Source organism: Variovorax sp. UC74_104 (assembly GCF_044055375.1).
Taxonomy (GTDB): domain Bacteria; phylum Pseudomonadota; class Gammaproteobacteria; order Burkholderiales; family Burkholderiaceae_C; genus Variovorax.
The window spans coordinates 1,533,874-1,557,047 of the sequence record NZ_CP171978.1; the positions used below are offsets into that span (position 1 = coordinate 1,533,874).

The window sequence follows — 23,174 nt, forward strand, 5'->3', positions numbered from 1 at the left end:
CAACAAGCATCACTCATGGCAAACATTCTCGTGGTCGATGACGAGCTGGGCATCCGGGACCTGCTCTTCGAAATTCTCAATGACGAAGGCCACAACGTGGAGCTCGCGGAAAACGCCGCCGAAGCTCGCGCTGCACGCCAGCGCGCACGGCCCGATCTCGTGCTGCTCGACATCTGGATGCCCGACACCGACGGCGTCACGCTTCTCAAGGAATGGTCCACCTCGGGCCTCCTGAGCATGCCCGTCATCATGATGAGCGGCCACGCCACCATCGACACCGCGGTCGACGCCACGCGCATCGGCGCGTTCGCCTTCCTCGAAAAGCCCATCACCATGCAGAAGCTGCTCAAGGCGGTGGAGCAGGGCCTGGCCCGCGAGAGCGCGCGCCGTGCCGCAGCGGGCGTGGTGCCCACGCCGGTCACCGGCAGCCAGTCGGCCGCCATCACGACCACGGGCGACAGCCTGCTGATGGCGTCGCTGGCCTCCGTGCCCGTGGCCGATGCCGGCCCGCAGTCGACCCAGAGCTTCGACCTCGACCGCCCGCTGCGCGACGCGCGCGACGGTTTCGAGAAGGCGTACTTCGAGTTCCACCTCGCGATGGAGAACGGCTCGATGACCCGCGTCGCCGAGAAAACCGGCCTCGAGCGCACCCATCTCTACAGAAAACTCAAACAACTTGGCGTCGATCTTTCAAGAGGGCGCAGAAGCGCTGTATAATTTGAGGCTGCACACAGCAACGGCCCGGTAGCTCAGTTGGTAGAGCAGCGGATTGAAAATCCGCGTGTCGGTGGTTCGATTCCGCCCCAGGCCACCATTTTTCTTTCTCGGTAGAACCCAAGACAGCTTAAAAGTCCTTGTATATCAAGGACTTAGCCTGAAAAGGCGGCTCAGGCGGCATCACCAGATCTCACATAGTCCCGTTCTTGCGTGTACCCCACGGTGTACCCCAGACTGCTTTTCAACCGCAGTTGATTTTGGGTACACCATGGGGCAACTCAACGAACTTCAGATCAGGGCGGCAGCGCCGCGTGACAGGGAATATTTGCTGGCGGACGGCGAGGGCCTTTACCTTCGCGTGCGACCGACCGGCAAAGTGTGGGTCTATCGTTACAAACGGCACGGCAAAGAAGCCAAGCTCAGTATCGGTCACTACCCGGCGGTGACACTCGCGACGGCGCGCCGGAAAGCGCGCCTCGAAGCCGAGAAGCGCGCCGATGGTGTCGATCCCCGGGAGGCCCGGCGCGTAGAGGTCGAGCGTGCTCGTGTCGCACGCCTCAATACCTTCGAACTGACCGCCCGGGCTTGGCATGTGCAGGCGTGGAAGGACCGCGAATGGTCGGCCGGCTATGCCGGAAAAGTTATGCGCCACCTAGAACTGCACGTTTTTCCCTGGATCGGTGCGCTCGCCATCGAGGCCATCTTGCCGACCGAGGTGGTCCGATGTCTGCACCGCATCAAGGAGCGCGGCAATCTGGAGACGGCGCAGCGAGTGCGCGAAGCGGTGCAGCATGTGTTCCAGTACGCTGTCGACGTGGGCGCGCTAGATCCGGCTCGGAACTTCGTGAACGGTCGCACGGGCGGCCTGCCGCCACCTCGCACTCGACACTATGCGGCCATCACGGATCCGCAGAAGCTCGGCCAGTTGCTTCGTGACATGCGTGCGTACAACGGCAATGTCATCACGCGTGCGGCCTTGCAGCTATCGCCCTTGTTGTTCCAGCGGCCTGGTCAGCTGCGCCTCGCGCATTGGGAAGATGTAGATCTCAATCAGGCGCTGTGGCGTTGCCCACCCGAGAAGATGAAGTTGAGGGAGTGGAAGAAGCGAGACGTACGCACGCCGGCACACCTCGTGCCGCTGCCGACACAGGCGGTCGACATTCTGCGCGATATCCATCCGCTGACCGGTCCTAGCGGGCCGATCTTCCGCAGCATGTCGAAGCGTTCCGAGAAGACGCGGTACATGAGCGACAACACCATCAACAGTGCGCTGCGTACGTTGGGCTATGACACGAAAGAGCAGATCACGGGCCACGGGTTTCGCGCCACGGCCCGGACGCTGATCCGCGAACTGTTGGGGTGGGATCGTGAGGTAATCGAGCGGCATTTGGCGCACGGCTCCGATGAGGAGTTGGGAAGCGCCTATGACCGCGCCACTTTTCTGAATCAACGGCGCCAAATGATTCAATTGTGGGCGGATCTGCTTGATGATCTGGCTGCGGACACGGGGTTGGCGGTGCCTGTTTGCACGGAGTTTGCGACGGTAAGGACGAGCGAGATGGGCGTGGAGGAGGCTGGCTCTTTCCACCGCACTGCTCAGCTCGAGGTTTGATTCGAAAGCGATGCTGACGCAGCGGGCGGCTACACCTCCTGCCTCCCACCTCCTGCCTTCTACTTGAACTCGTCCACCGTCAGGCCCAGCTTGCGCACCTTGTCGTGCAGCGTCTGGCGCGCGATGCCGAGCGCGGCGGCGGTGGCCGGCTGGTCGCCGCGCTGGCGCCGCAGTTCCTCGACGATCACCGCGCGTTCGAACGACTCCACCTGCTGCGGCAGCCCGCGCGGCAACGCGGGCACGCCCTGCGCGCCACCACCGGCGCCGCCGTGCGTCTGCGTGAGGCGCTCGCCCAGCAGGCCCAGCACGAAACGGTCGGCCACGTTGCGCAGTTCGCGCACGTTGCCGGGCCACGCGTAGGCCATCAGGTCGGCCAGCTGCGCGTTGCTCAAGAGCGGCGCGGGGCGGTCGTAGCGGGTCGCGGCCTGCAGCGTGAAGTGCTCGAAGAGCAGCGGGATGTCCTCGCGGCGCTCGCGCAGGGGCGGCAGCTCGATGAAGGCCACGCCCAGGCGGTAGTACAGGTCGGCCCTGAACTTCTGCTGGTCGCTCATGGCCTTGAGGTCGTCCTTGCTCGCGGCCACCACGCGGCAGTCGAAGGGAATGGTCTTGTTGGAGCCGATGCGCTCGATGCTTCTTTCCTGCAGCGCGCGCAGCAGCTTGATCTGCACCGCCATCGGCATGCTCTCGATCTCGTCGAGGAACAGCGTGCCGCCGCTGGCGTACTCGAACTTGCCCACGCGCATGCGGCTCGCGCCGGTGAAGGCGCCGGCCTCGTGGCCGAAGAGCTCGCTCTCGGCCAGCGACTCGGGCAGGCCGCCGCAGTTGAGCGGCACGAAATGCTGGCGCCGGCGCGCGCTGTGGTCGTGCAGGCAGCGCGCGACCAGTTCCTTGCCGGTGCCGGTCTCGCCGTACACCAGCACGTCGGCGGAGGTCTCGGCCAGCGTCTTCACGGTCTGGCGCACCTGCTGCATCTGCGCCGATCGGCCGATCAGCACCGACTGGATGCCCTGCCAATTCTCCAGCGCGTCGCGCAGCGCGCGCACCTGCAGGCTGAGCTGCCGCCGCTCGATGGCGTGGCGCACGATGGCCACCAGCCGCTCGGAGCTGAAGGGCTTCTCGATGAAGTCGTAGGCGCCCTCGCGCATGGCCTGCACCGCCATCGCGATGTGGCCGTGGCCGGTGACCAGGATCACCGGCAGCTCGGAGTCGACATTGCGCAGCTCGGGCAGCCACTCGGTGCCGCTCAGGCCCGGCAGGCGCACGTCGCTGATGACGACGGCGGGCACGCCGAACGTGATGTGCTGGCGCGCGCGCTCGGCGCTGGGAAAGGACTCGACTTCGAAACCGGCCAGGGTCAGCACCTGGGTGGTGCTGACGCGGACGTCTTCGTCGTCCTCGATCAGCATCACCCGGATGGCAGGGGCTTCGCTCACTTGGGGATCACTCCTGTTGTGCAATGGAAAGGGCGTCGGAAACCGGCGGCTGGCTGCTGCTGTCGTGCATCACGGCGATGGCCGCCGGCAGGTCGATGACGAAGCAGGCCCCGCCGCCGTCCAGGTTGGCCGCGCGCAGCGTGCCGTCCATGGACCGCACCAATTGTGCCGAGATCACGAGACCCAGTCCCAGGCCCGAGCCCGCCGCCTTGCCGGTGACGAAGGGTTCGAACAGGCGCTGCAGGATGTCGGGGCGGATGCCCGGGCCGGTGTCGGTCACCGACAGCACCACGCGCCCCTCCTTCGGCCGCCCCTGAAGGCGCAGCGTGCGCACCGGCGCGTCCTGCATGGCGTCGATGGCGTTGCGCATCAGGTTGGCGAGCACGCTGCCGAGCGCGGCTTCTTCCGCCATCACGCTCAGCGTGGCGGGCTGCACGTCGACCTCGATGGCCACGCGCTGCTTGCGCGAAGCCTCGGCCACGATCACCTGCGCGTCGGCGATCGCGTGCGACAGCAGCACGGGCGCCAGCGGCAGCTCGCTCTTGTAGGCGAAGGTGCGCAGCTGCGAGGTCAGGCGCGCGAGCCGGTCGACCATGCCGCGGATGCGCTCGAGGTTGCCGCGCACGTCGTCGAGCCGGTTCTTGTCGAGCAGGATGGCCGCGCTTTCCGAGAGCGTGCGCATGGCCGTGAGCGGCTGGTTGAGCTCGTGCACGACGCCGGCCGACATCTGCCCCAGCGCGGCCATCTTGCCGGCATGGACCAGCTCGCCCTGCGCCGCGCGCAGCTGCGCGGTGCGCGCGGCCACGGTCGATTCGAGCGTGTCGTGCGCCGCCTGCAGCGCGGCCTGGTTGGCCAGCTTCTGGCGCACCGCGCGGCGGCGCTGCCACAGCGCCACGGCCACCAGCAGCAGCACCGTCATCGCGAGGCCGGCGGTGATGGCCGCGTTGCGCGCCGCCAGGCGCAGCGGCGCGAGGTTGTCCAGCACCACCAGCTGCCACGGCGCGCCGCGCAGGGTGCGGGCGGAGGCGAGCTGGTCGACGCCGTCGAGCGAGATCACCTGCACGTCGCGGTCGAGCGCCTCCTTCTGGGTCCATTGCAGCGGCTGCAGCGCCGCCTCGCCGTAGGGACGCGAGCGCAGCACCTCGGCGCGCTGCAGGGCGTCGAGCGGCAGCAGCGGCCGGAACTTGATGTCCTCGCGCGTGGAAAGAATGACCACCCCGCGCTGGTCGATCAGCGCCACGTCGCCCGGCAGCTTGCGCCAGGTGCGCTCGGCTTCTTCGAGGTTGATCTTCACGGCCACCACGCCGCGCGAGGCCTGTCCGCGCCGCAGCGCATAGGAAAGGTAGTAGCCCGGCTTCTTGCTGGTGATGCCCACGCCGTAGAAGCGGCCCCTGCCCTGCCCCAGCGCATCGATCACATAGGGCCGGAACGACAGGTCCTGGCCCACGGTGGTGCCGGGCTTGTCCCAGTCGGACGCGGCCAGCGAGGTGCCGGAGGCGTCGAGCACGTAGAGCATCTCCGCGCCCGCCGCGGCATTGACGCCGTCGAGGTAGCGGTTGACCGAATCGCGCAGCCGCGTGTCCGCGGGCGTACCGAGCAGCGCCGGCACCAGGGGCGTCATCTCCAGCAGCGCGGGCAGGTAGTCGAAGCGGGCCAGGTCGGCGTCCAGGCCGGTGGCGAGCATGTCGAGCCGGTGGTCGGCCGCTTCGCGCAGCCGGGCCAGGCCGGTCTGCATGGCGACCTGGTAGCCTGCGAAGGCGGCCACGGCCACCAGGGCCAGTGCGCCGCCCCAGCGGGGCAGGCCGCGCCACCCTCTTGTCGCCTGGTCGGAATGTGGTTCTAGACGCCGGGCCGGCTCCCTTGGATTCATGGGCCCGTTATTGCACAAGGCCGGGCCGCCCGCATTAGTGGCAGCCCGATGGCCCCTGGGCGGAGCCGGAGGGAGCGGAAAAAAGATCAGGAAGCCTGGCGCGCGCCGCTGGCAGGCATGTGCGCCTCGGTGGCGTCGAGCACGCGCTCGGGCTCGTCGGCCTCGGCCGTGCTTTCCTGGTTCAGGTGCTGATTCATGCGCACGGTGTCGAGGTCGCCGGTCCACTTGGCGACCACCAGCGTGGCAACGCCGTTGCCGATCAGGTTGGTGAGCGCGCGAGCTTCCGACATGAAGCGGTCGATGCCCAGGATCAGCGCCAGCCCCGCCACCGGCACATGCCCCACGGCCGACAGCGTCGCCGCCAGCACGATGAAGCCGCTGCCCGTGACGCCCGCCGCGCCCTTGGAGGTGAGCAGCAGCACCGCCAGCAGCGTGAGCTGCTGCGTGAGCGTCATGTCGGTGTTGGTGGCCTGCGCGATGAACACAGCCGCCATCGTCAGGTAGATGGAGGTGCCGTCGAGGTTGAACGAGTAGCCGGTGGGAATCACGAGGCCGACCACCGACTTCTTCGCGCCCAGGTTCTCCATCTTGGCCATCATGCGCGGCAGCACCGACTCGCTGGACGAGGTGCCCAGCACGATCAGCAGCTCTTCCTTGATGTACTTGATGAACTTCCAGATGCTGAACCCATGGAACTTCGCAATGAGCCCCAGCACCACGAAGATGAACAGCAGGCAGGTGGCGTAGAAGGTGGCCATCAGCTGGCCCAGCTGCAGCAGCGAGCTCACGCCGTACTTGCCGATGGTGAAGGCCATTGCGCCGAAGGCGCCGATGGGCGCGACCTTCATGATGTAGCCGACGATCACGAAGAGCACGTGCGAGCCCTTCTCGATCACGTCGAACACCAGCGTGCCGCGACCGCCGAAGCGGTGCAGCGCGAAGCCGAACATCACGGCGATCAGCAGCACCTGCAAAATTTCGCCCTTGGCGAAGGCGTCGACCACCGTGCTCGGAATGATATTGAGCAGGAAGTCGGTGGTGCTCTGCATCTTGCCCGGGCCGGTGTAGGCCGCGATGCTCTTGGTGTCGAGCTGGGTCACGTCGATGTTCATGCCCGCGCCGGGCTTGAGCACGTTCACGAGCACGAGGCCGACGATCAGCGCGATGCTGCTGACGATCTCGAAGTACAGCAGCGCCATGCCGCCGGTCTTGCCGACCTTCTTCATGTCCTCCATGCCGGCGATGCCGACCACCACCGTGCAGAAGATGATCGGCGCGATGATCATCTTGATCAGCTTGATGAAGCCGTCGCCCAGCGGCTTCATGGAAGCGCCGGTGTCGGGATAGAAATGGCCCAGGAGCACCCCGAGCACGATGGCTGTGATGACCTGGAAGTACAGGGATTTGTAGAAGGGCTTGGGGGCGGTCTGGTGTTCCATGGGGGTGCTCATTGGTTTGTCTCCAGGTTCGTGACCGGGCCCCGCATCGGGGGCGCACGGCCGGCCGGTGGTTCAGCAATCGACATGCCACGGCCGGCAAGGGCCGGCGGGCGCCCTAAGTCCTTGATTTCACGGGGCTTTTCCCTGCGGGGTGCAAGGCGCTCCGCCGACGATCCGGATGCCGCCGACCGGCCCCGTCCGAGCTTCCGGATCGTCGGCACCGGGTAAACCCTAGGCGCCCGGCGGTGTCAGACTCGGCGCATGAACGACAACGCCCGGCCGGAGGCGGCCACGGAAGGCGCTTCGAAGCGCATCGCCCTCACCGTGGCCGCCGCCTTCTTCATGGAGACGCTGGACGCCACCGTCATCGTCACGGCGCTGCCGGCCATCGGCGCCGGCTTCGGCATCGGGGCGCTCGATGCGAGCCTGGGCGTCACGGTCTACCTGATCGCGATGGCGGCGCTGGTGCCTGCGGCGGGCTGGTGCGCGGGGCGCTTCGGCGCGCGGCGGGTGTTCGCGCTGGCGGTCGGCACCTTCACCCTCGCCTCGCTGGCCTGCGGGCTCGCGCCGAGTTTCGAGTTCTTCGTTGCGGCGCGCGTGCTGCAGGGCGCGGCCGCCGCCTTCATGTCGCCGGTGGGCCGGCTGGTGGTGCTGCGCGAAACGCCGAAGCACCGGCTGATCGAGGCCATCGGCACCATCACCTGGCCGGGTCTCATCGCGCCGGTGATCGGGCCGCCGCTGGGCGGGCTGATCGCCACGCATGCCTCGTGGCGCTGGATCTTTTTGCTGAACGTGCCGCTGGGCCTGGTGGGCCTGTGGCTGGTGATGCGGCTCTTTCCGCGCCGGGCCGACGCCGCGCCGGTGCGCTTCGACGCGACCGGCTTCGTGCTCACCGCCATCGCGCTGGCCGCGCTGGTCGAAGGCCTCACGCGGCTGGGCGGGCCGCAGCCGGGCTCGGCCGTCACGCTCGGCCTGTTGGCCGCCGGCGTGGTGACAGCGCTCGCCGCCGTACAGCACGCGCGGCGCGTGGCGGCGCCACTGCTCGACCTGCGCGCGCTCGCGGTGCCGACCTATGCGCTGGCCACGGCGACCGCCGGCTTCGTCTCGCGCGTCGCCATCAACGCCTCGCCCTTCCTGCTGCCGCTGATGTTCCAGATCGGCTTCGGCATGAGCGCCTTCCATGCGGGCTCGATGCTGCTGGTGTACATGGCCGGCAACCTCGTCATGAAGAGCGCCACCACGGCGGTGCTGCGGCGCTTCGGCTTTCGCCGCGTGCTGACGGTGAACGGCGCGATCTGCGCCGCCACGCTCTTCGGCTGCGGGCTGCTGTCGCCCGGCGACCCGCTGCCGTTGATGTGCGTGCTGCTGTTCGTGGCGGGCATGGCGCGCTCGATGAACTTCACCGCCATCAACACGCTCGCCTTCGCCGACGTGCCCGACGAAACCCGCGCCGGCGCCAGCACGCTCGGCACGATGCTGCAGCAGGTGTCGCTCGCGCTCGGCGTGGCGCTGGGCGCGATGGTGCTCGGCGCGTCGCAGGCATTGCGCGGCGCGCCGGCCGTGGAGCTCGCCGACTTCCGTCATGCCTGGTACGTGGTCGGACTGCTGATGGCCATTGCGACGCTGATGACGCTGCGGCTCGACCGCCATGCGGGCGTGGCGGTATCGCGGAGGTCGTGAGAACATCTTCCGCTGCTTTTCCTTGACGGAGATTCGCTTCATGCCACTTCACATCGGCATCGTCGGCTGCTCGGCCGAAGGCGCTGCGCTCTGCTATCGCACGCTGTGCGTCGAAGGCGCCAGCCACATGGGCCACGCGCATGCGCACCCCGAGGTCTCGATGCACACGCATTCGCTCGCCGCGTACGTGGACTGCCTCGATCGCGGCGACATCGACGGCGTCGGGCAGCTGATGCTGTCGTCGGCACGCAAGCTCGCCGCGGCCGGCGCAGACTTGCTGATCTGCCCCGACAACACCATCCACCAGGCGATGCACATCGTGCTGCCGCAATCGCCGCTGCCGTGGCTGCACATCGCCGAAGTGGCCGCGGCCGAGGCGGTGTCGCGCGGCTTCCGCAGCGTGGGCGTGCTGGGCACTCACTGGCTGGTGAACAGCGAGGTCTACCCGCGGGCTCTGTCGGCCGCCGGCCTGGAAGCCGTGCGCCCCGAGGCCGGGGAGCGCGCCACGATGGGCCGCATCATCATGGACGAGCTGGTGCGCGGCGTGATCAGGCCAGAGTCGACAGCGGTGCTGCAACGCATGATCGACGGCCTGAAGTCGCGCGGCTGCGATGCCGTGGTGCTGGGCTGCACCGAGCTGCCGCTGGTGCTGAACGACGGCAACTCGGCGCTCCCCACGCTCGACTCCACGCGCCTGCTGGCCCGCGCGGCGCTGCGGCGCGCTACGGCGGCCGGCTGAGCTTTCGATCAAACTGGAAACAAGGAGACATCGATGCCCGACATCGCCACGATGCAGAAACTGCTGGACACGATCTTCCCCGGCCTCATGGGCGTGCGGCTCACCGAGCTCGCGCCCGAGCGCGTGGTCGCGCAGATGGAGGTGCGGCCCGACCTGTGCACCGCCGGCGGCATCCTCCACGGCGGCGCCTACATGGCATTCGCGGACACGCTGGGCGCTGTCGGCACCATCGTCAACCTGCCCGAGGGCAAGCGCACGACGACGACCGACTCGAGCACCAAGTTCATCGCGGGCGCGCGCGTCGGCACCACGGTCACCGGCACCAGCGTGGCGCTGCATCGGGGGCGCACGACGCAGGTGTGGCAGACCTCGGTGACCAATGCCGACGGCAAGCTGTGCGCGGTGGTCACGCAGACGCAGCTGGTGCTCGACTGAGGAGCCTGGTCGCACCGCCGGCGCGCGTCGGCATGCGCTTACGGCCGCTTCGCACAGCGTCCTATCGACGCACCCGCCATGGTTCCTAGCCTGGGATTCAGGCGCCGGACATCCTCATCCCTGTGTGCAACCAACGCCGGTGCCCCCAAGGAGATGACCATGAACAAGCTCATATGGTCCTGCGCCGTCGCGTCCTGCCTCGGCGTGCTTTCGGCCCACGCCCAGATGAACACGCCGCCGGCGGCAACCGTCGACCCCGCCGTTGCCGAACTGAAGGCGGGCCGCGACAAGATCGCGGCCGACTACAAGGCCGACCGCGCCGCATGCGACGCCTTGAAGGACAACGCCAAGGACGTCTGCGTCGAGGAAGCCAAGGGCAAGGAAAAGATCGCCAAGGCCCAGCTCGACCAGAAGCTGATGCCCAGCGACAGCAACGCCCGCAAGGTGGCCGAAGCCAAGGTGGAAGCGGCCTACAGCATCGCCAAGGAAAAGTGCGACGACCAGAAGGGCGACGCCAAGTCCGCCTGCGTGAAGCAGGCCAAGGCGGACGAGGAGAAGGGCAAGGCCGAAGTCAAGGCGATGAAGAAGTAGCGGCGAAAAAGCAGGCCCGCCCTACGCCCTGCGCAGCTACGCAGCGCCCCACCCGCCGCCGATCGCCTTGTACAGGTTGACCATGTTCACGGCAGCCTTGAGCTGCAGCTCGATCAGCTGCTGCTGCTCGGCATAGAGTTCGCGCTGCGCGTCCTGGCTGGAGAAGTAGTCTTCCAGGCCGCTGCGAAAGCGCGTGCGCGAAATGCCGGCCACCTTCTCCAGCGCCTGCACGCGCGCCTGCTGCGCCTCGAGCTGCGGCGCCAGATGGTCGTCGGCGATCAGCGCGTTGGCGGTTTCGCGAAAAGCCACCTGCGCCGCGGATTCGTAGGAAGCCATTGCCGCGGCCAGCCGCTCTTCGCTGGCCGTGACGTTGGCGGACCTGCGGCCCCAGTCGAACAGCGGCAGCGACACGCCCAGCACGCCGGCCCAGCTGGCGTTGCCGCCGCTGAGCAGCGTCGACAGTTCCCTGCTCACGCCGCCGGTGAGCGCGGTCAGCGAGATGGTCGGCAGCATGGCCGCCTTGGCCGCGCCCACACCCGAGTTGGCGGCCTCGACGCGCGCGTAGGCCGCCAGCAGGTCGGGCCGGCGCTGCAGCAGGCTCGACGGCATGCCCGGCGCGACCTGCGCGGTGGAGCGCTGCGGCCAGGGCCGAGCGGCGCCCGTGTCCGGCGGCACGGCTTCGCCCACCAGCACGTTCAGCCCCTGCAGATCCTGCGCGACGCGCATGCGGTATTCCTCCTGTCGCACGCGGGCGTTCTGCAGCAGCGACTGCGCGCGGTACACGTCCAGCTGCGCCGCGCCGCCGACCGCCTTGGCGCGGCCGATCATGTCGGCATTGGCGGTCAGCCCGGCCGCGTTGGAATCGGCCAGGCTCAGCAATGCGCGGTCGGCGCGCAGCGTGAGATAGGCATTCGACACCTCGCCCACCAGGTTCATGCGCGCTGCCGCGTAGTCGCGGTCGCCGGCCTCGGCCAGCGAGCCGCCCTGCTGCGCGCTGCTCTGCTGGCGGCCGAAGAAATCGAGCTCGTACGACGTCACGCCGGCCTGGATGTCGAAGCTGTTGGAAACGCTGCCGTCCGAGGGCAGGTTGCCGACCGGGCTCAGCGAGCCCTGCGGCGTGGTCTGCGCGCGCTGGGCATGGGCCGAGAGCCCCAGCGGCGGGAACAGCGATGCACGCCCCGCGGCATACACGGCCCGCGCCTCGCGCGCCTTCGCCGCGTAGACGCGCAGGTCGCGGTTGCGCGACAGCGCGGTGGCGATCAGGCCGCGCAGTTCGTCGTCCTGCACGAAGCCGCGCCAGTCCACCGGCTCCGCGGATGGCCGCGCCGCGCCGGCCGGCCATTGCGAGGGCACGGACAGGTCGGGCTGCTTCATCGGCGGCGTGAGATTGCAGCCGCTCACCACCAGCAGCACGCACACCGCCAGCACCAGCAATATCAGGCGCAGGCTCAGGCGCACGAAGCCGGCGCCGGGCGAGCGGAAGCCCGCGCTCGCGAACAGGGCCGAAGCGGCCCGCCAGGGCCGCACCTGCACGGCGACATGACTCGGCACCACGTTGAACACATGCCTCACCAGGTGCTCGCGCTGCGCCTCGGTGCCGGCGAACCGCAGGTCGGCACCGGCCGAACTGCGGCCCGCGAGAAGAGCCGGGAGCCAGCCCACCGGGTCGACGTACACCTCCAGCGGCTGGCCGACGCGCAGGCGCTTGAACAGGGAGCCGCCTTCGAGCAGCGCACCGTCGGCCGCGATGTTGACGAAGCGCGATTCGCCCTCTCCCGCGGCGGTGCGCACCCGTGCACGGGCGCGCCACGGGAAGCGCTCTTCCTGCTGCGGTCTGGGCAGGTCGACGCAGGCCATGAGCGCTCCGAGGCACAGCACCAGCGCGATGCCGGTCCACACGAGGTTGAGTTCGTCGCCGGGCGTCAGCGCCGCCCCTTCCAGCGCCGCCGAGGCGGCGCCGCCCTGCAGCGCCACGAACAGGCCGCCGAAGACGGCGACCAGCTTCCAGTGCACGACGGTCCTGGAGCGGTCGAGCCCCTTCGCCGTCACCTTGAACGGGTGGCCGAAGGGCCGCAGCATCGCGTTGAGCAGCGTGCCGGTGACGGCCATCGCGGCCACCAGCTGGCTCACCTCGCTGAACACGGGCAGGCAGCGGCGCTGGCTGATCCAGTAGCTGTAGGCCCAGAACATCATGAGCGGCGGCAGGCCGTAGGCGGCAAAGGCCTGCGGCGTCGCATGGAAGGCCGAGACGCCGGCATACCAGTACAGCACCGGCGCCAGCATGATCAGCGCCATGAAGGGCTTGCCCAGCCAGTGCAGCAGCCCGTGCACGAAGTGCAGCCGCGCCGAAAGGCTGTAGCCCGCGCCGCGCAGCGGGCCGTCGGGCAGCAGCGCGAGCTGCACCGTGCCCAGGCACCAGCGGCTGCGCTGGTTGATGTAGTCGATGATGCTCTCGGCCGACAGCCCGTTCGACAGCCGCTCGCCCAGCCAGCGCGTGACGTGGCCGCGCCGCAGCAGCAGATAGGTGGTGTGGATGTCCTCGCACACGCTGCCCACCGGGAAGCCGCCCGCCGCGGTGATCAGGTCGCGCCGCACGATGAACGAGGTGCCCACGCAGAAGGCCGAATCGGCCGCGTCCTTCGCCGGCTGCAGCACGTCGAAGAACACGCGCTGCTCGTCGACCCAGCTGTCGGTTGCGCGCAGGTTGTGCTGGATGGGGTCGGCGTTGTAATAGAACTGCGGCGTCTGCACCAGCCCGACGCGGCGGTCCTCGAACAGCCCGAGCATGCGGTAGACGATCTCGCGCTGCGGCGCGAAGTCCGCGTCGAGCACCAGGATGAAGGGCGCGTTGGTCGCGTCCGCGGACAGGCGCAGCCCGTTGTTGAGGTTGCCGGCCTTGGCGTGGCTGTTGTCGGGCCGCCGCGCGTAGTGCACGCCCCTGCGTTCGCAGTAGTCGCGCAGCCAGTCGCGCCGGGTGTCGTCGAGCACCCAGACATTCAGCCGCGGATAGTCGATGGCCTGGGCGGCGATGATGGTCTTCTCCAGCACCGCCAGCTCTTCGTTGTACGTGCAGATGAACACGTCCACCGCCGGCACCTGCCCGCCGCGGGCGCGCAGCGCGGCCTCTCCGCGGTCGGCCTGCCCGCGGTTGTCGCGGCGCCTCACCAGCATCTGGATGGACATCAGCGTGTAGACGATGGCCGCCAGCTCGAAGCACAGGAACACCCAGGCGAACAGCGTTCCGAAGCCGAGGTCCGATGGCGGCATGGTGGCGACCACGCGCCAGACCGCGTAGCGAAGCAGGAGCAGCGCGGTCAGCGCGCCGAACAGCATGCGATGCGAGATGCGATCGACGCTGGCCCGGCTCATCAGGAGCAGCGCGATTGCCCCGATCAGGGCGTTGAGCTGGAATTCCGGTGTGGCGATCAGGCTGGACATGATGGAGTGGCTTCCGATGCGGCAGTCTTGCCGGTGAAGGGGTTGAAACCGGTGGCGGCCAGGGCGACCCAGGCCGTGGCGCCGAGGTGCGGCCAGTGGTAGTAATAGAAGTCGGCGCCCGCCGAGTCGGGGCCGATGGCCAGTCCGGTGGAAATGCGGGAGGCCGGCGTCGCGTAGTACAGGCCGTTGCCGGCTCGCTGCGATGCGAGCAATTGCCACAGGGCCTCGGGCGCGGAGCCTTTGCGCGCCACCAGCGTGGCGGCGGCCTGCGCACTGCCTTCGGTCCAGATGCCGTCGGGGTTGCGCGAGAAGCCGTAGCCGGCTTCGAAGCGATGGTGCTTCTCCACCCAGTCGAGCCCCTTGCTCCAGGCGCACGAGCCCTCGGGCGCGGCCAGCAGCGGCCAGAGTTGCGCATCCAGGCCGGAGCCTTCGGTGGAGAGGGTCGCGCCGTCCTCCTTGGTGCCGATGTGGAAGCGCTGCTCCTGGGGGCTCCACATGCGGCCCACGAAATCGAGCGCGGTGCGCGCCTGCCGATGCTCCGGCGCGTCGCGCTGGCCGCTGGCGCGCGCCGCCCATGCGGCGGCCATGGCGATGTCGATGTTGTGCTCGGTGGATTTCCAGGTCTGGGCGCGCTGCGCGTTGTCCCAGCCGTAGCGCCCGCCGTTGTAGCCGTCCTGCCCGTTCCTGGCGCGCGTGTTCTGCTCGGTCCAGGCCAGCAGCTTGCGCGCGGTCTCCAGATAGGCCGGGGCCGAACCCGATGAGGGCTCGGCCTGGAACAGGTTCAGCATGAGCAGCGCCGCCCAGGCCACGTTGCCGGTGGCGGTGCTGACCTGGTAGGCGTCGGCGATCCACTGCTTGCGCTGCGCGTCCCAGCGGCCGGGCAGCGCGGGCTTTTCTTCGGTCACCGGTCCGGCGCGGTAGGCGTTGCGCACGCGCCCGTCGGAAAAGCTCTGGTCGTGCGCAACCGCGCGCACCACCGCATCGCCGATGTGCCTTGCGGCGGAGCGGTCGCCGCAGGCCAGCAGCGCGATGCCGGCCAATGCGTTGTCGTAGGTGAAGGCGGCACCCGCGAGCGCGGGCTCGAACGGCGGCTCGCCGCGCGCGCCCTCGGCCGGCCTGTAGCTCGCGAGGAACAGCGGGCCGGAAGCGGCGCCCGCCTGGTCGTGCGCGACCGCGCGGCGCAACCCTTCGCAGCTTTCGCGCGCGAGCGCCTGCTGCGTGGCGCCCGCCTGGGGCGCCGCAGCCGCGGCCGCGGCACAGGCCAGCACCGCCGAGGCGGCGCACCACACCCGCACACGGGAAAAAGAGGAGATCGACATGGCGTTCTCTCTGGAGGATGTGGAGCCTGGAGGCGCGCGAAGAGCCCGCGCTCAGGTCCTGAGGCTGGCCGAGACCACCTTGCCCGGCACGCAGATGCTCTGCTGGCGGGCCGCGGACTGCTGCGACTCGCCGTCCTCGATGCGCGCCACGGCGTAGATGGAGCCCTGCTCGGCATAGGGGAAGGGCACGCTGTACGTGCTCTGCAGCGCGTCGGAGGCCACGGGCAGCAGCTGTTCGACGCGCGCGGGCATCGCGGCCGTGTTCTCGCCGATCTTCACGTCGAGCACCGAGCCGATGCTCAGGCGCTTGGCCAGCCGCGCGGGAAACACCGCGACCACGCCGAGCCGGCTGCAATCGGTGACACGCACCAGCGAAGCGCCCGCGGTGACATACGCGCCCTCGGGCATCAGCACCGTGTGCACCAGCCCCGGCTGCGTTGCCGTGACCTGGTAGGCGGCGAGCTTCTCGACGCGGTGGCGCTCGTCTTCCTCGAGCTGCGAGATCTGCTTGAGCTGCTGCACGATGGCCGTGCCGTCCTGCCGGGCCCGGTCGATGCTGTTGCGAAGCGCTTCGCGCCGGCTCGTGAGCGTCTGGAACAGGTTGCTGCCGCCGGTGCCCACGAAGGCGCCCTGCCCCGCGCTCGCCACGGTTTGCGCCTGTCCGGCGAAGGCCTGCTCGGCCACCGCCGCGTTGGCGCGAGCGGTGCTCAGCTGGGCCTCGGCAGCGTTCATCACCTGCTCACTGATCGCGCCTTCCTTCAGCAGCGCCTCGCTGGTGCGAACCTTGTTCTCCTGCTCGGCCACCACGCTGTGCGCAACGTCGCGCTGGCGCTGGGCGATTTCCCACGAGTCCCAGGTCTGCGCCAGCGAGGCTTGCCGATGCACCTGCGCCTGCTGGCCCACGGCCCTCATCTCCTGGCTGTCGGCCTTGAACTGGTTGCCCAGCTGCGACAGCTGGCTCTGCAACGCCAGGCGCTGCGTCGTCAGCGTGGTGAGAATCTCCTGGCTCACCGTCGGATTGCGCACCGTCGCCACCAGCGAGCCCGGCACCACCGCGTCGCGCGAGTGCACCGCCATCTGCGTGACCACGCCGCTGATCGGCGAGGTGACGAGCCCCACCGGCGCCTGCAGCACCGCCCGCGTCGCCTGGGCCGACAGCAGCGGCGCGACCAGGGTCGAAATCATGAGCCACAGCACGAACGCCAGCAGCGCATAGCCCGCCAGCTTCGGAACGAAGGCGCCCCGCTGCCGGCTGCGTCGGCCGCCCAGGGCCCGGACGCGGCGAGCCGCATCGGACGAAGATGAAATCGGTCTGGACACTCGCATAGCCACCACCCCTTGAAAACGTCGATGGCACGCCGATGCGACGCGCCGCCTGGTGTTGAAAGAAAGAGACCCGATCCCAGTCCTCCACCGGTCCACGGATTGCAGCGCGCTCTGTTTTTCATGCTGCGATGCAATAAAGGTACGCCCGAAGCTGAGTCCTTTCTGCTTCGGTGAGCAACAAGATGTGCAAACTTCACATCTAATTCGGGAGCGCGAAGCAGGGTGAAGTCCTACATCGGCTCCGAGGCGCGAGGGATTGACAGCGCGCAAGCGCGCAGGCATGCCGAGGCATCGCGTGGCCCCCGGTTGTCAGGGAATCAGCGGGCCCGGTCTTTCTGGAGTGCGATGGATGTCGTTCTTCGGCGCGCGACGCCGACGACCGCGCGAGGGGCTTCGCGGTCAACACGCGGTAACGATATAGCCGCGAACGGTCACGACGACCGTGGAAATTCAGCAGCAGTCAGTCGCCGATCGACGCGGTGCCGCGCGCATCGGAGAGCGATCGGGAGTCATGAAAGGAAGGATGCGCCGCCGTATGCGTATCGGCGGGCTGCTTCGCCGGGCGAGCAGCGTGCCCGGGAAGAAATTGCGCTGTCGCTGTATTGCGCAGGGATCATCGGCACGGTCCGGCAACGCCTTGGCGCAGTCGCGCCGATCGACGTTGCCCCCTGCCCGGGTCGCTCAGTCGCGACCTTCGTAGTAGCGGCGGTACTGCTCGCGCTCCCATTGATGGCGGCGCCATTCGCGGCGCTCCGCACGGCGTTCTTCCCAGCGCTGGGCACGGCGTTCCTCCCAGCTCGGTTCGTAGTAGACGGGTGCCGGCGTCGAATAGACCGGGGCAGGCTGATAGTAGGTCGGAGCCGGCCGCGAATAAACGGGAGCCGGTTCGTAGTAGACCGGCGCAGGCTCGCTCACGACCACGCCCGGCACGTTGACGCCGATGGACCAGCTTGTTCCGGCATTGGCGGATGCGGCGGCGAACAAGGCACCGGCGGCAACGAGACCCGCGGCAGCCAGCTTGAACATGGATCGGGAAAAAGTCATTTCTTTCACTCCTGAGGACGAAAAAAGCCTCTGATGCATCACCAACGCCCGGGCTCATGGCACGGCGCACATCGCTACGGTGAAGAACGTTCCCAAATGTCACGCGTGGTGTCACGCGTGGCGGCGAGGGGCCGATGTCTATACTTGCGCCCGTCGCGCCGCGAGACGGCGTGATCGGGTTTAGCAGCTCGAAGAAGCTCTTGGAAGCAAGCTTCTGGAGATCGTTCATGGCTTAAATCCGTTCGCGCGCCCTCGCGCCCTCTTCAACACGACCCTGAATCACTCGCACTGCAAGCAGGCGATGACATCGCGAGCATTCGCGAAGTGCACTGCGCGTACGCGTGCCTAGAGAAGCTCATCGTCGCCCGGCATGTGAGCGACTGCGAAGAGGTCTATCCGACACGCTCTGAACTCGGCGCGCTGGTCCGGCTTGTCAACGAGGAACTGTATCGGCGTATCGAGGCAGCGGAAGGCACCATCGGCTCGCTGCGCGAGAGTTGCGCGGCCTGAGGGCCGCTGGACCGTGCAAGCAAGCCGGCAGGGCCCATAACTGAAAAACTGAAAAGCCCCTGATTCATTCAAGAATCAGGGGCTTGGAAGTGGTGGCTGGGGCGGAATCGAATAATTCTGCGCAACCCTCGCCAGCACTTGCTTTCGCTCACTGCTCCTGTTCTCTGGGCACACCTTCGGGTACACCAGACCATTTAAGGTCGTGCGGTGCGAAAGTTCAAATGGTGCATTCCGTCCGACCTAAGTCAGATTATCGCGCAACGGAGCAGCGAGAAGCGTGCCTCAATCCCACTATTCGATAGCCGGTCGCTGTCCATGGATTTGCGGGCTGTCATGGGGGGTGACAGACCTACGGCTACGCTGAAAGAAGTCTGCCGCGAGACCGGCGGATGCGTTCATGGAGGCATGAAGCAACAGACTCTTGCCATGGCGTCAAAGGCTTCGAGCAGTTGCGCCGCCCGCCCAGGGGCTACATGTTCCAAGACGGTGACAAGATCGTGCCGTGGCCTGGAGCCGTATTGCCCCACCGCAGAAGGTGCCCGCCCCACCAGCGAGGCTTCAGCGGATGCTTCGCATGCTGTTCGCGCAGCACAGATTCAACTTGGCCGACGAGGCGTGCGAGGAAGCGCTGTACGACAGCGCCAGTCTGCGCAGCTTCATGGGGATCGACCTGGATCGCGAGTGGAGGCCCGATGCCACGCTGTTGTTGAAGTGCCGTCGCCTGCTGTAGACGAACGATCTGAGGCAAGCGCTGTTCGCCAAGGTCGCGAAATGCTGCCGGGCCATGGAATGAAGGTGGGGGCGGGCACGATCGTGGGCGCCACGACCATTAGCGTGCCCAGTTCGACGAAGAACAAAGACAAGAAGCGCGACCCGGAAACGTACCGGACGGCCAAGGACAAGAAGAACTGGTTCTTCGAAATGAAACTGCACCTTGGCGTGGACGGACACACGGGGCTGGCGCACAGTCCGATGGTCACGTCTGCGAACGTGCATGATAAATACCCCCGCCCGAACGGCTGCACGCGGACAAGCTGAACGTGTACGGAGACTGTGCCCATGCAGGGCAGCAGGAAGTGATCGCCGAGGAGGCGCCTGCGGCGAAGGACTGCACGAACCAGTGTGTGCGTAAAACGGTTGAGGGCCGAAGAGCTGCATCGGCGTCGCAACCGGGAGAAGTCGAAGGTGCGTGCACGCGTGAGCACATGTTTGCCATCGTCTAGCGGCTGTGCGTCTTCAGTAAGGTGCGTTACCGTGGGCTGCACAAGAACGCTACGCGTTTACGGCGCTCTCTCTGGTCACAACATGACCCGGGGGGCTGCTGCTAGCGAAGATGCACCCGTACAGGGCAAAAGGGGCCACAGGCCCGTCGAATCAAAAGGAAAACCGATGAAATCCGCTCGCCGCAGATCTCGCTTTGCGAAACACGAGCGTCCAAAATCGACGGAATGAGCGTAGCCCTAGGCTCCAGCCTTGACCAGGACCGCGATCGCGGCTTCCGGATGTTGTTTGCAAGCGCGACACCAGTCCAAATAAAACAGCACGTCCATATACCGTTCGCCTCGCTCGACTTTGGATACATGGGACTGGTCCACTTTGAGCCGTACTCCCAGTTCTGCTTGCGTCAAACCGGCAGCGCGCCGGAGGTAACGCAGGTGCTTTCTTAGCACTTCGTATCGGCGATGATGAATGGACGGAGGCACCACTTGATGCTCAGAGACAGACTAAAAAAGGCCATTTCGACCTTTTCTGGGGTATCATGGACGTCGGGGAAAAATGCCGCTTTGGCCTTTCTCACGACTCTTTTGCTATGAGATCCAAATGACGCGTCGACAGGCCGCTTCGCCTCTGCCAACGGCATACCGCCTACGGTTGCCGTTCTCAGTGACGCGCGCACGACCTCGGCAGTCTGAGCCTGTGGTGCGGAGCTTGTCCGCCGCCCGGATCGGCGCGCAGGTGCGAGCGCTGCGCGTTGCAGCGGGGCGGTCTGCGGGCCAACTGGCGCTGGCGTCCGAGATCTCGGCGTCGATGCTTTCGCGCATCGAGCGAGGTCTGGTGTCGCCCTCAGTCGAGACGCTGGAGCGGCTCGCGCAGGGGTTGCACGTGCCGGTCTCGCGCTTCTTCTGCGATCAGGCGCGGCGCACGGACTTCTGCCACGTGCGGGCAGGGCAGGGGCTTGTAGTCGACCGCATTGGGGCCGTGGCGGGCTATCACTACGAGCTGCTGGGCCACCTATTGTCGGGCAACTTGTTTGTCGAACCCTACCTGGTAACGCTGCTGCCGGGCGCCGATCCCTATATGACTTTCCAGCACCCGGGTCTGAAGTTCCTGTACTTCCTGTCCGGCGAGGTCAGCTACCGCTATGGCAGCAAGATGGTTGAGGTGAGAGCGGGAGACTCACTGCTGTTTGAGGCGAGTGCGCTGCACGGCATTGAGACCATCCACTCGGGACCGGTCTCCTACCTCTCGGTAGTTTTTACACTGCGCGACTAGGTTACTCGCGGCGAACTGTCAGGCTTGCTGAGTGAGGTCGATGCCGGCCCGACTCATCGCTTTGGCATTCGCTCATACCAATTTCTTTTGTTTCTCCCGGGTTCGGCGTTCGGCATGCCGAATGTCGAGGGAGCTCCGGCCGGCTATCAAGTGCGGAGCCCTTCTTGTTCGATGAAAGGGCGAGACATCTATCAGACAGTCGTGCAGGGCACTCTGCGTGAGCAGGATGGATGATGTATGCCGGCAGCTTAAACGAGATGGTGGCAAGAAGCGGGGAGTTTTGAGGGCAGAGTCCTTGTGCGGCTGTGAGGGCAGGATAGACTGCCGTCAGACATTGTTAACAGCGATGGCGTCGCGATGACCAAGACCTCTCGATCGAGCGTGATTGGGACCCGGGTGTCGGCCGAAACCCGGACCCGGTTTGCTGCGCTCGCGGCACGTCATCAACTCACCGAGGCCGGCCTGCTCGCCAAGCTCGTCGACGAAGTTCTGCGCACCAATGCGCCCTCGACCACGGTGTCGTCCTCCACGCATGCCCCGCGCGCTTCGGACACCGGCCGTCTTTCCGAAGATCGCATCACCATGCGGCTTCGCGCGGGGGATCGTGCCCTGATTGCTGAACGGGCCGGGTTGCGGGGCATGAAGCCGGGCAGCTACCTGGCCATGCTGATCCACAACCATGTGCATGGACCCGTGGTGCTTCCGCCGAACCAACTCACCCAGATCAAGGCGACCTGCGCACAACTGGCCGCGCTCGGACGACAGTTCCGGATGTTCGGTTTGCCGAACACCTTCACACAGCCGCAGGCCTGCGAGATCATCGATGCACTTGCGCTTGCCCGAAGGGAGATCGAGCAGGTGCGCCAGGCGACGGCCGCCATCGTGCAGCGCAATCTGATCAGCTGGGAGACCCACGGCCACGAGGTGGACCATGCCTGAGCAGACTTTGCGGCTCGCACGCGGCGGTCGCCGATCCGCCGATGGCGCACGCGACATGGCGCTGGACATCGTGAGCTATGGCCGGCGCGGACCCGGTGGCACCCTGCGCTTCGGGGCCGGCGAGATCGCGCAGATCCAGCGCACGGTGGGACGCACGCCCGAGGTGCTGGTGAAGGTATCCGGCGGCGGGCGCGACGCCGGTGGCGTCGAGGCGCACCTGCGCTACATCAGCCGGCACGGCAAGCTCCCCCTCGAGACCGATGAGGGACCTGCCGTGCAGGGCCGCGGGGCGCCCAGGGAGATCGTCACCGACTGGCAACTGGACCTGTGCAGCAGTCAGTACAGGCCCAAGCCGGCTCCAGGCCAGAAGGACAGCCGCGTGAAGCTCGCCCACAACATCGTGCTGTCGATGCCGCCGGGTACGCCGCCGGACAAGGTGCGCGCAGCGGCACGCGTGTTTGCGCGGGAGAACTTCGCGTTGCAGTACCGCTACGCCATGGTGCTGCACACCGACCAGCCGCATCCGCATGTGCATCTCGTGGTCAAGTGCGAGCACGAGTTTGAGCCTGGCAAGCGTCTGTACATCCGCAAGGAGACGTTGCGCCGATGGCGCGAACAGTTCGCCGCGCTGATGCGAGAGCAGGGCGTAGCGGCCAACGCGACGCCACGGCAGGTGCGCGGCCAGACCCGCAAGCCGCTGAAAGACGCCATCCATCACCGGCTGCGTGCGCTTCGGGCGTTCGGACGGCTGGCACCAGATGAGCGGGCAGGTCGGCGGCCGCCGAAGACTTCGAGTTTCATGCGAGCCAAGCTTGGGGCCGTGCTGCAGGCCCTACAGGCAAGGCGAGACACCCTGGATGCCGGCGGAGATGAGATGCAGCGCACCCGGCAGGAGGTGGTGGCGGACTGGCAATCGACCGCCGATACGCTGAGAAGGCAGGGGCAGGCCGAATTGGCCGAACGCGTGGAGCGCTTCGTTGGGCGCATGCCTGCCGTGCAGACCGACGAGCAGCGCATGGCGGAGCGCTGGAAGGATGCGGAGAGAAATCGAGCGCAGGAGCGTACTGATGCCAAGTCGCCTGGAGCACCGGCTCGGTAAGCCAGGAACTTATGCAGCGGCCGACGAAGCTTGACGTCGGGAAATGGTTCCGCGCGTTGGCGAGTGCCACCGATTTCGCTGAGGGCGCCCTTGGCGGCTGGCGTGTGGGTCACGCCGCCCGCGACAGCAAGCGCCGCTTCATTTGCTCGAATTGCTTCTCGCAGGCCGCAATGACGAAACGTGATGCCCGCGCGCCATGTCGCCCGAAGCTGTACGACTGCTCATGTTTCGACCATCGATGCCTGTCTGACTTCGCCACATGACGGGCCGACGGTGCCGCGTCTGCTGGGCACAGGCCAAGTCGGCGATGCCAATCGGTGAGCCCGGCTGCAATCTGACTGCTTGCACGTGACGCGGCGTTTGCAGCTTCTCGGTTGCAACCTCATCCCGTCATTGTCTGGCGATCCCGAGCGAAGCACGAACCCCATCCTGCGTGCTGAACAGGAAGACGCGGCGATGGCGGCGGCCTTGCCGTGTGAGCGGGAATTCC

General features: G+C 67.2%; 20 protein-coding genes and 1 tRNA gene. 13 read left to right on the forward strand and 8 right to left on the reverse strand.

Annotated elements, in window-relative coordinates:
- Positions 1-15 precede the first annotated feature (15 nt).
- From ACHMXA_RS07200 to ACHMXA_RS07210, 3 genes are all read left to right on the forward strand, one after another.
- Positions 16-717, forward strand: a complete 702-nt coding sequence (locus tag ACHMXA_RS07200; protein WP_395319665.1) for a response regulator — start codon at positions 16-18, stop codon at positions 715-717.
- A 21-nt stretch (positions 718-738) separates the two neighbouring features.
- Positions 739-814 (forward strand) — tRNA-Phe (locus ACHMXA_RS07205).
- A 171-nt stretch (positions 815-985) separates the two neighbouring features.
- Positions 986-2,329 (forward strand): integrase arm-type DNA-binding domain-containing protein, encoded by a 1,344-nt coding sequence (locus tag ACHMXA_RS07210; protein ID WP_176667629.1) that lies wholly within the window; start codon positions 986-988, stop codon positions 2,327-2,329.
- A 59-nt stretch (positions 2,330-2,388) separates the two neighbouring features.
- Here ACHMXA_RS07210 and ACHMXA_RS07215 read toward each other — a convergent pair whose 3' ends face one another.
- The 3 genes from ACHMXA_RS07215 to ACHMXA_RS07225 form a co-directional block, all read right to left on the reverse strand.
- The gene (locus ACHMXA_RS07215) at positions 2,389-3,762 is read right to left on the reverse strand and encodes a sigma-54-dependent transcriptional regulator (RefSeq protein WP_395319667.1); all 1,374 of its coding nucleotides are present in this window, start codon (positions 3,760-3,762) and stop codon (positions 2,389-2,391) included.
- A gap of 7 nt (positions 3,763-3,769) precedes the next feature.
- A complete protein-coding gene (locus ACHMXA_RS07220) occupies positions 3,770-5,632 on the reverse strand; it encodes an ATP-binding protein (protein ID WP_395319669.1) in 1,863 nt (620 codons plus the stop codon).
- Positions 5,633-5,718: 86 nt separating this feature from the next.
- Entirely contained in the window at positions 5,719-7,071 is a 1,353-nt protein-coding gene (locus tag ACHMXA_RS07225; protein WP_176667886.1) for a dicarboxylate/amino acid:cation symporter, read from the reverse strand.
- 261 nt (positions 7,072-7,332) lie between these two features.
- On the opposite strand from ACHMXA_RS07225, the gene ACHMXA_RS07230 reads away from it, so the two are divergent.
- The 4 genes from ACHMXA_RS07230 (at position 7,333) to ACHMXA_RS07245 (ending at position 10,516) form a co-directional block, all read left to right on the forward strand.
- Positions 7,333-8,751 (forward strand): MFS transporter, encoded by a 1,419-nt coding sequence (locus ACHMXA_RS07230; RefSeq protein ID WP_395319671.1) that lies wholly within the window; start codon positions 7,333-7,335, stop codon positions 8,749-8,751.
- A gap of 40 nt (positions 8,752-8,791) precedes the next feature.
- The gene (locus tag ACHMXA_RS07235) at positions 8,792-9,490 is read left to right on the forward strand and encodes an aspartate/glutamate racemase family protein (protein ID WP_395319673.1); all 699 of its coding nucleotides are present in this window, start codon (positions 8,792-8,794) and stop codon (positions 9,488-9,490) included.
- Positions 9,491-9,523: 33 nt separating this feature from the next.
- Positions 9,524-9,925, forward strand: a complete 402-nt coding sequence (locus tag ACHMXA_RS07240; RefSeq protein ID WP_301511583.1) for a PaaI family thioesterase — start codon at positions 9,524-9,526, stop codon at positions 9,923-9,925.
- 159 nt (positions 9,926-10,084) lie between these two features.
- Positions 10,085-10,516 (forward strand): hypothetical protein, encoded by a 432-nt coding sequence (locus ACHMXA_RS07245; RefSeq protein ID WP_176667635.1) that lies wholly within the window; start codon positions 10,085-10,087, stop codon positions 10,514-10,516.
- Positions 10,517-10,552: 36 nt separating this feature from the next.
- Here ACHMXA_RS07245 and ACHMXA_RS07250 read toward each other — a convergent pair whose 3' ends face one another.
- The 4 genes from ACHMXA_RS07250 to ACHMXA_RS07265 form a co-directional block, all read right to left on the reverse strand.
- Entirely contained in the window at positions 10,553-13,954 is a 3,402-nt protein-coding gene (locus ACHMXA_RS07250) for an efflux transporter outer membrane subunit (protein ID WP_395319676.1), read from the reverse strand.
- The gene (locus tag ACHMXA_RS07255; RefSeq protein ID WP_395319678.1) at positions 13,942-15,273 is read right to left on the reverse strand and encodes a hypothetical protein; all 1,332 of its coding nucleotides are present in this window, start codon (positions 15,271-15,273) and stop codon (positions 13,942-13,944) included. Before ACHMXA_RS07255 ends, ACHMXA_RS07250 begins: the two co-directional genes overlap by 13 nt.
- A 51-nt stretch (positions 15,274-15,324) precedes the next feature.
- On the reverse strand, positions 15,325-16,599 hold the full coding sequence (locus ACHMXA_RS07260; RefSeq protein WP_395319680.1) for an HlyD family efflux transporter periplasmic adaptor subunit: 1,275 nt from the start codon (positions 16,597-16,599) through the stop codon (positions 15,325-15,327).
- Positions 16,600-17,280: 681 nt separating this feature from the next.
- Complete coding sequence (locus ACHMXA_RS07265) at positions 17,281-17,643, reverse strand: hypothetical protein (protein WP_395319682.1); 363 nt, start codon at positions 17,641-17,643, stop codon at positions 17,281-17,283.
- 324 nt (positions 17,644-17,967) lie between these two features.
- On the opposite strand from ACHMXA_RS07265, the gene ACHMXA_RS07270 reads away from it, so the two are divergent.
- The 3 genes from ACHMXA_RS07270 to ACHMXA_RS07280 all read left to right on the forward strand — a co-directional run bounded on the left by ACHMXA_RS07270 (position 17,968) and on the right by ACHMXA_RS07280 (position 19,191).
- On the forward strand, positions 17,968-18,153 hold the full coding sequence (locus ACHMXA_RS07270) for a hypothetical protein (protein WP_395319684.1): 186 nt from the start codon (positions 17,968-17,970) through the stop codon (positions 18,151-18,153).
- A 574-nt stretch (positions 18,154-18,727) separates the two neighbouring features.
- Complete coding sequence (locus tag ACHMXA_RS07275) at positions 18,728-18,883, forward strand: transposase (protein ID WP_395319686.1); 156 nt, start codon at positions 18,728-18,730, stop codon at positions 18,881-18,883.
- Positions 18,884-18,924: 41 nt separating this feature from the next.
- A complete protein-coding gene (locus ACHMXA_RS07280; RefSeq protein ID WP_256099174.1) occupies positions 18,925-19,191 on the forward strand; it encodes a transposase in 267 nt (88 codons plus the stop codon).
- Between the two features lie 422 nt (positions 19,192-19,613).
- On the opposite strand, the gene ACHMXA_RS07285 is transcribed toward ACHMXA_RS07280, so the two are convergent.
- Complete coding sequence (locus ACHMXA_RS07285) at positions 19,614-19,856, reverse strand: helix-turn-helix transcriptional regulator (protein ID WP_176667641.1); 243 nt, start codon at positions 19,854-19,856, stop codon at positions 19,614-19,616.
- 217 nt (positions 19,857-20,073) lie between these two features.
- On the opposite strand from ACHMXA_RS07285, the gene ACHMXA_RS07290 reads away from it, so the two are divergent.
- The 3 genes from ACHMXA_RS07290 to ACHMXA_RS07300 all read left to right on the forward strand — a co-directional run bounded on the left by ACHMXA_RS07290 (position 20,074) and on the right by ACHMXA_RS07300 (position 22,684).
- Positions 20,074-20,646 (forward strand): helix-turn-helix domain-containing protein, encoded by a 573-nt coding sequence (locus ACHMXA_RS07290; protein WP_395319689.1) that lies wholly within the window; start codon positions 20,074-20,076, stop codon positions 20,644-20,646.
- Positions 20,647-21,003: 357 nt separating this feature from the next.
- The gene (locus tag ACHMXA_RS07295) at positions 21,004-21,585 is read left to right on the forward strand and encodes a hypothetical protein (RefSeq protein WP_395319691.1); all 582 of its coding nucleotides are present in this window, start codon (positions 21,004-21,006) and stop codon (positions 21,583-21,585) included.
- On the forward strand, positions 21,578-22,684 hold the full coding sequence (locus ACHMXA_RS07300; RefSeq protein WP_395319693.1) for a relaxase/mobilization nuclease domain-containing protein: 1,107 nt from the start codon (positions 21,578-21,580) through the stop codon (positions 22,682-22,684). Before ACHMXA_RS07295 ends, ACHMXA_RS07300 begins: the two co-directional genes overlap by 8 nt.
- Positions 22,685-23,174 lie beyond the last annotated feature (490 nt).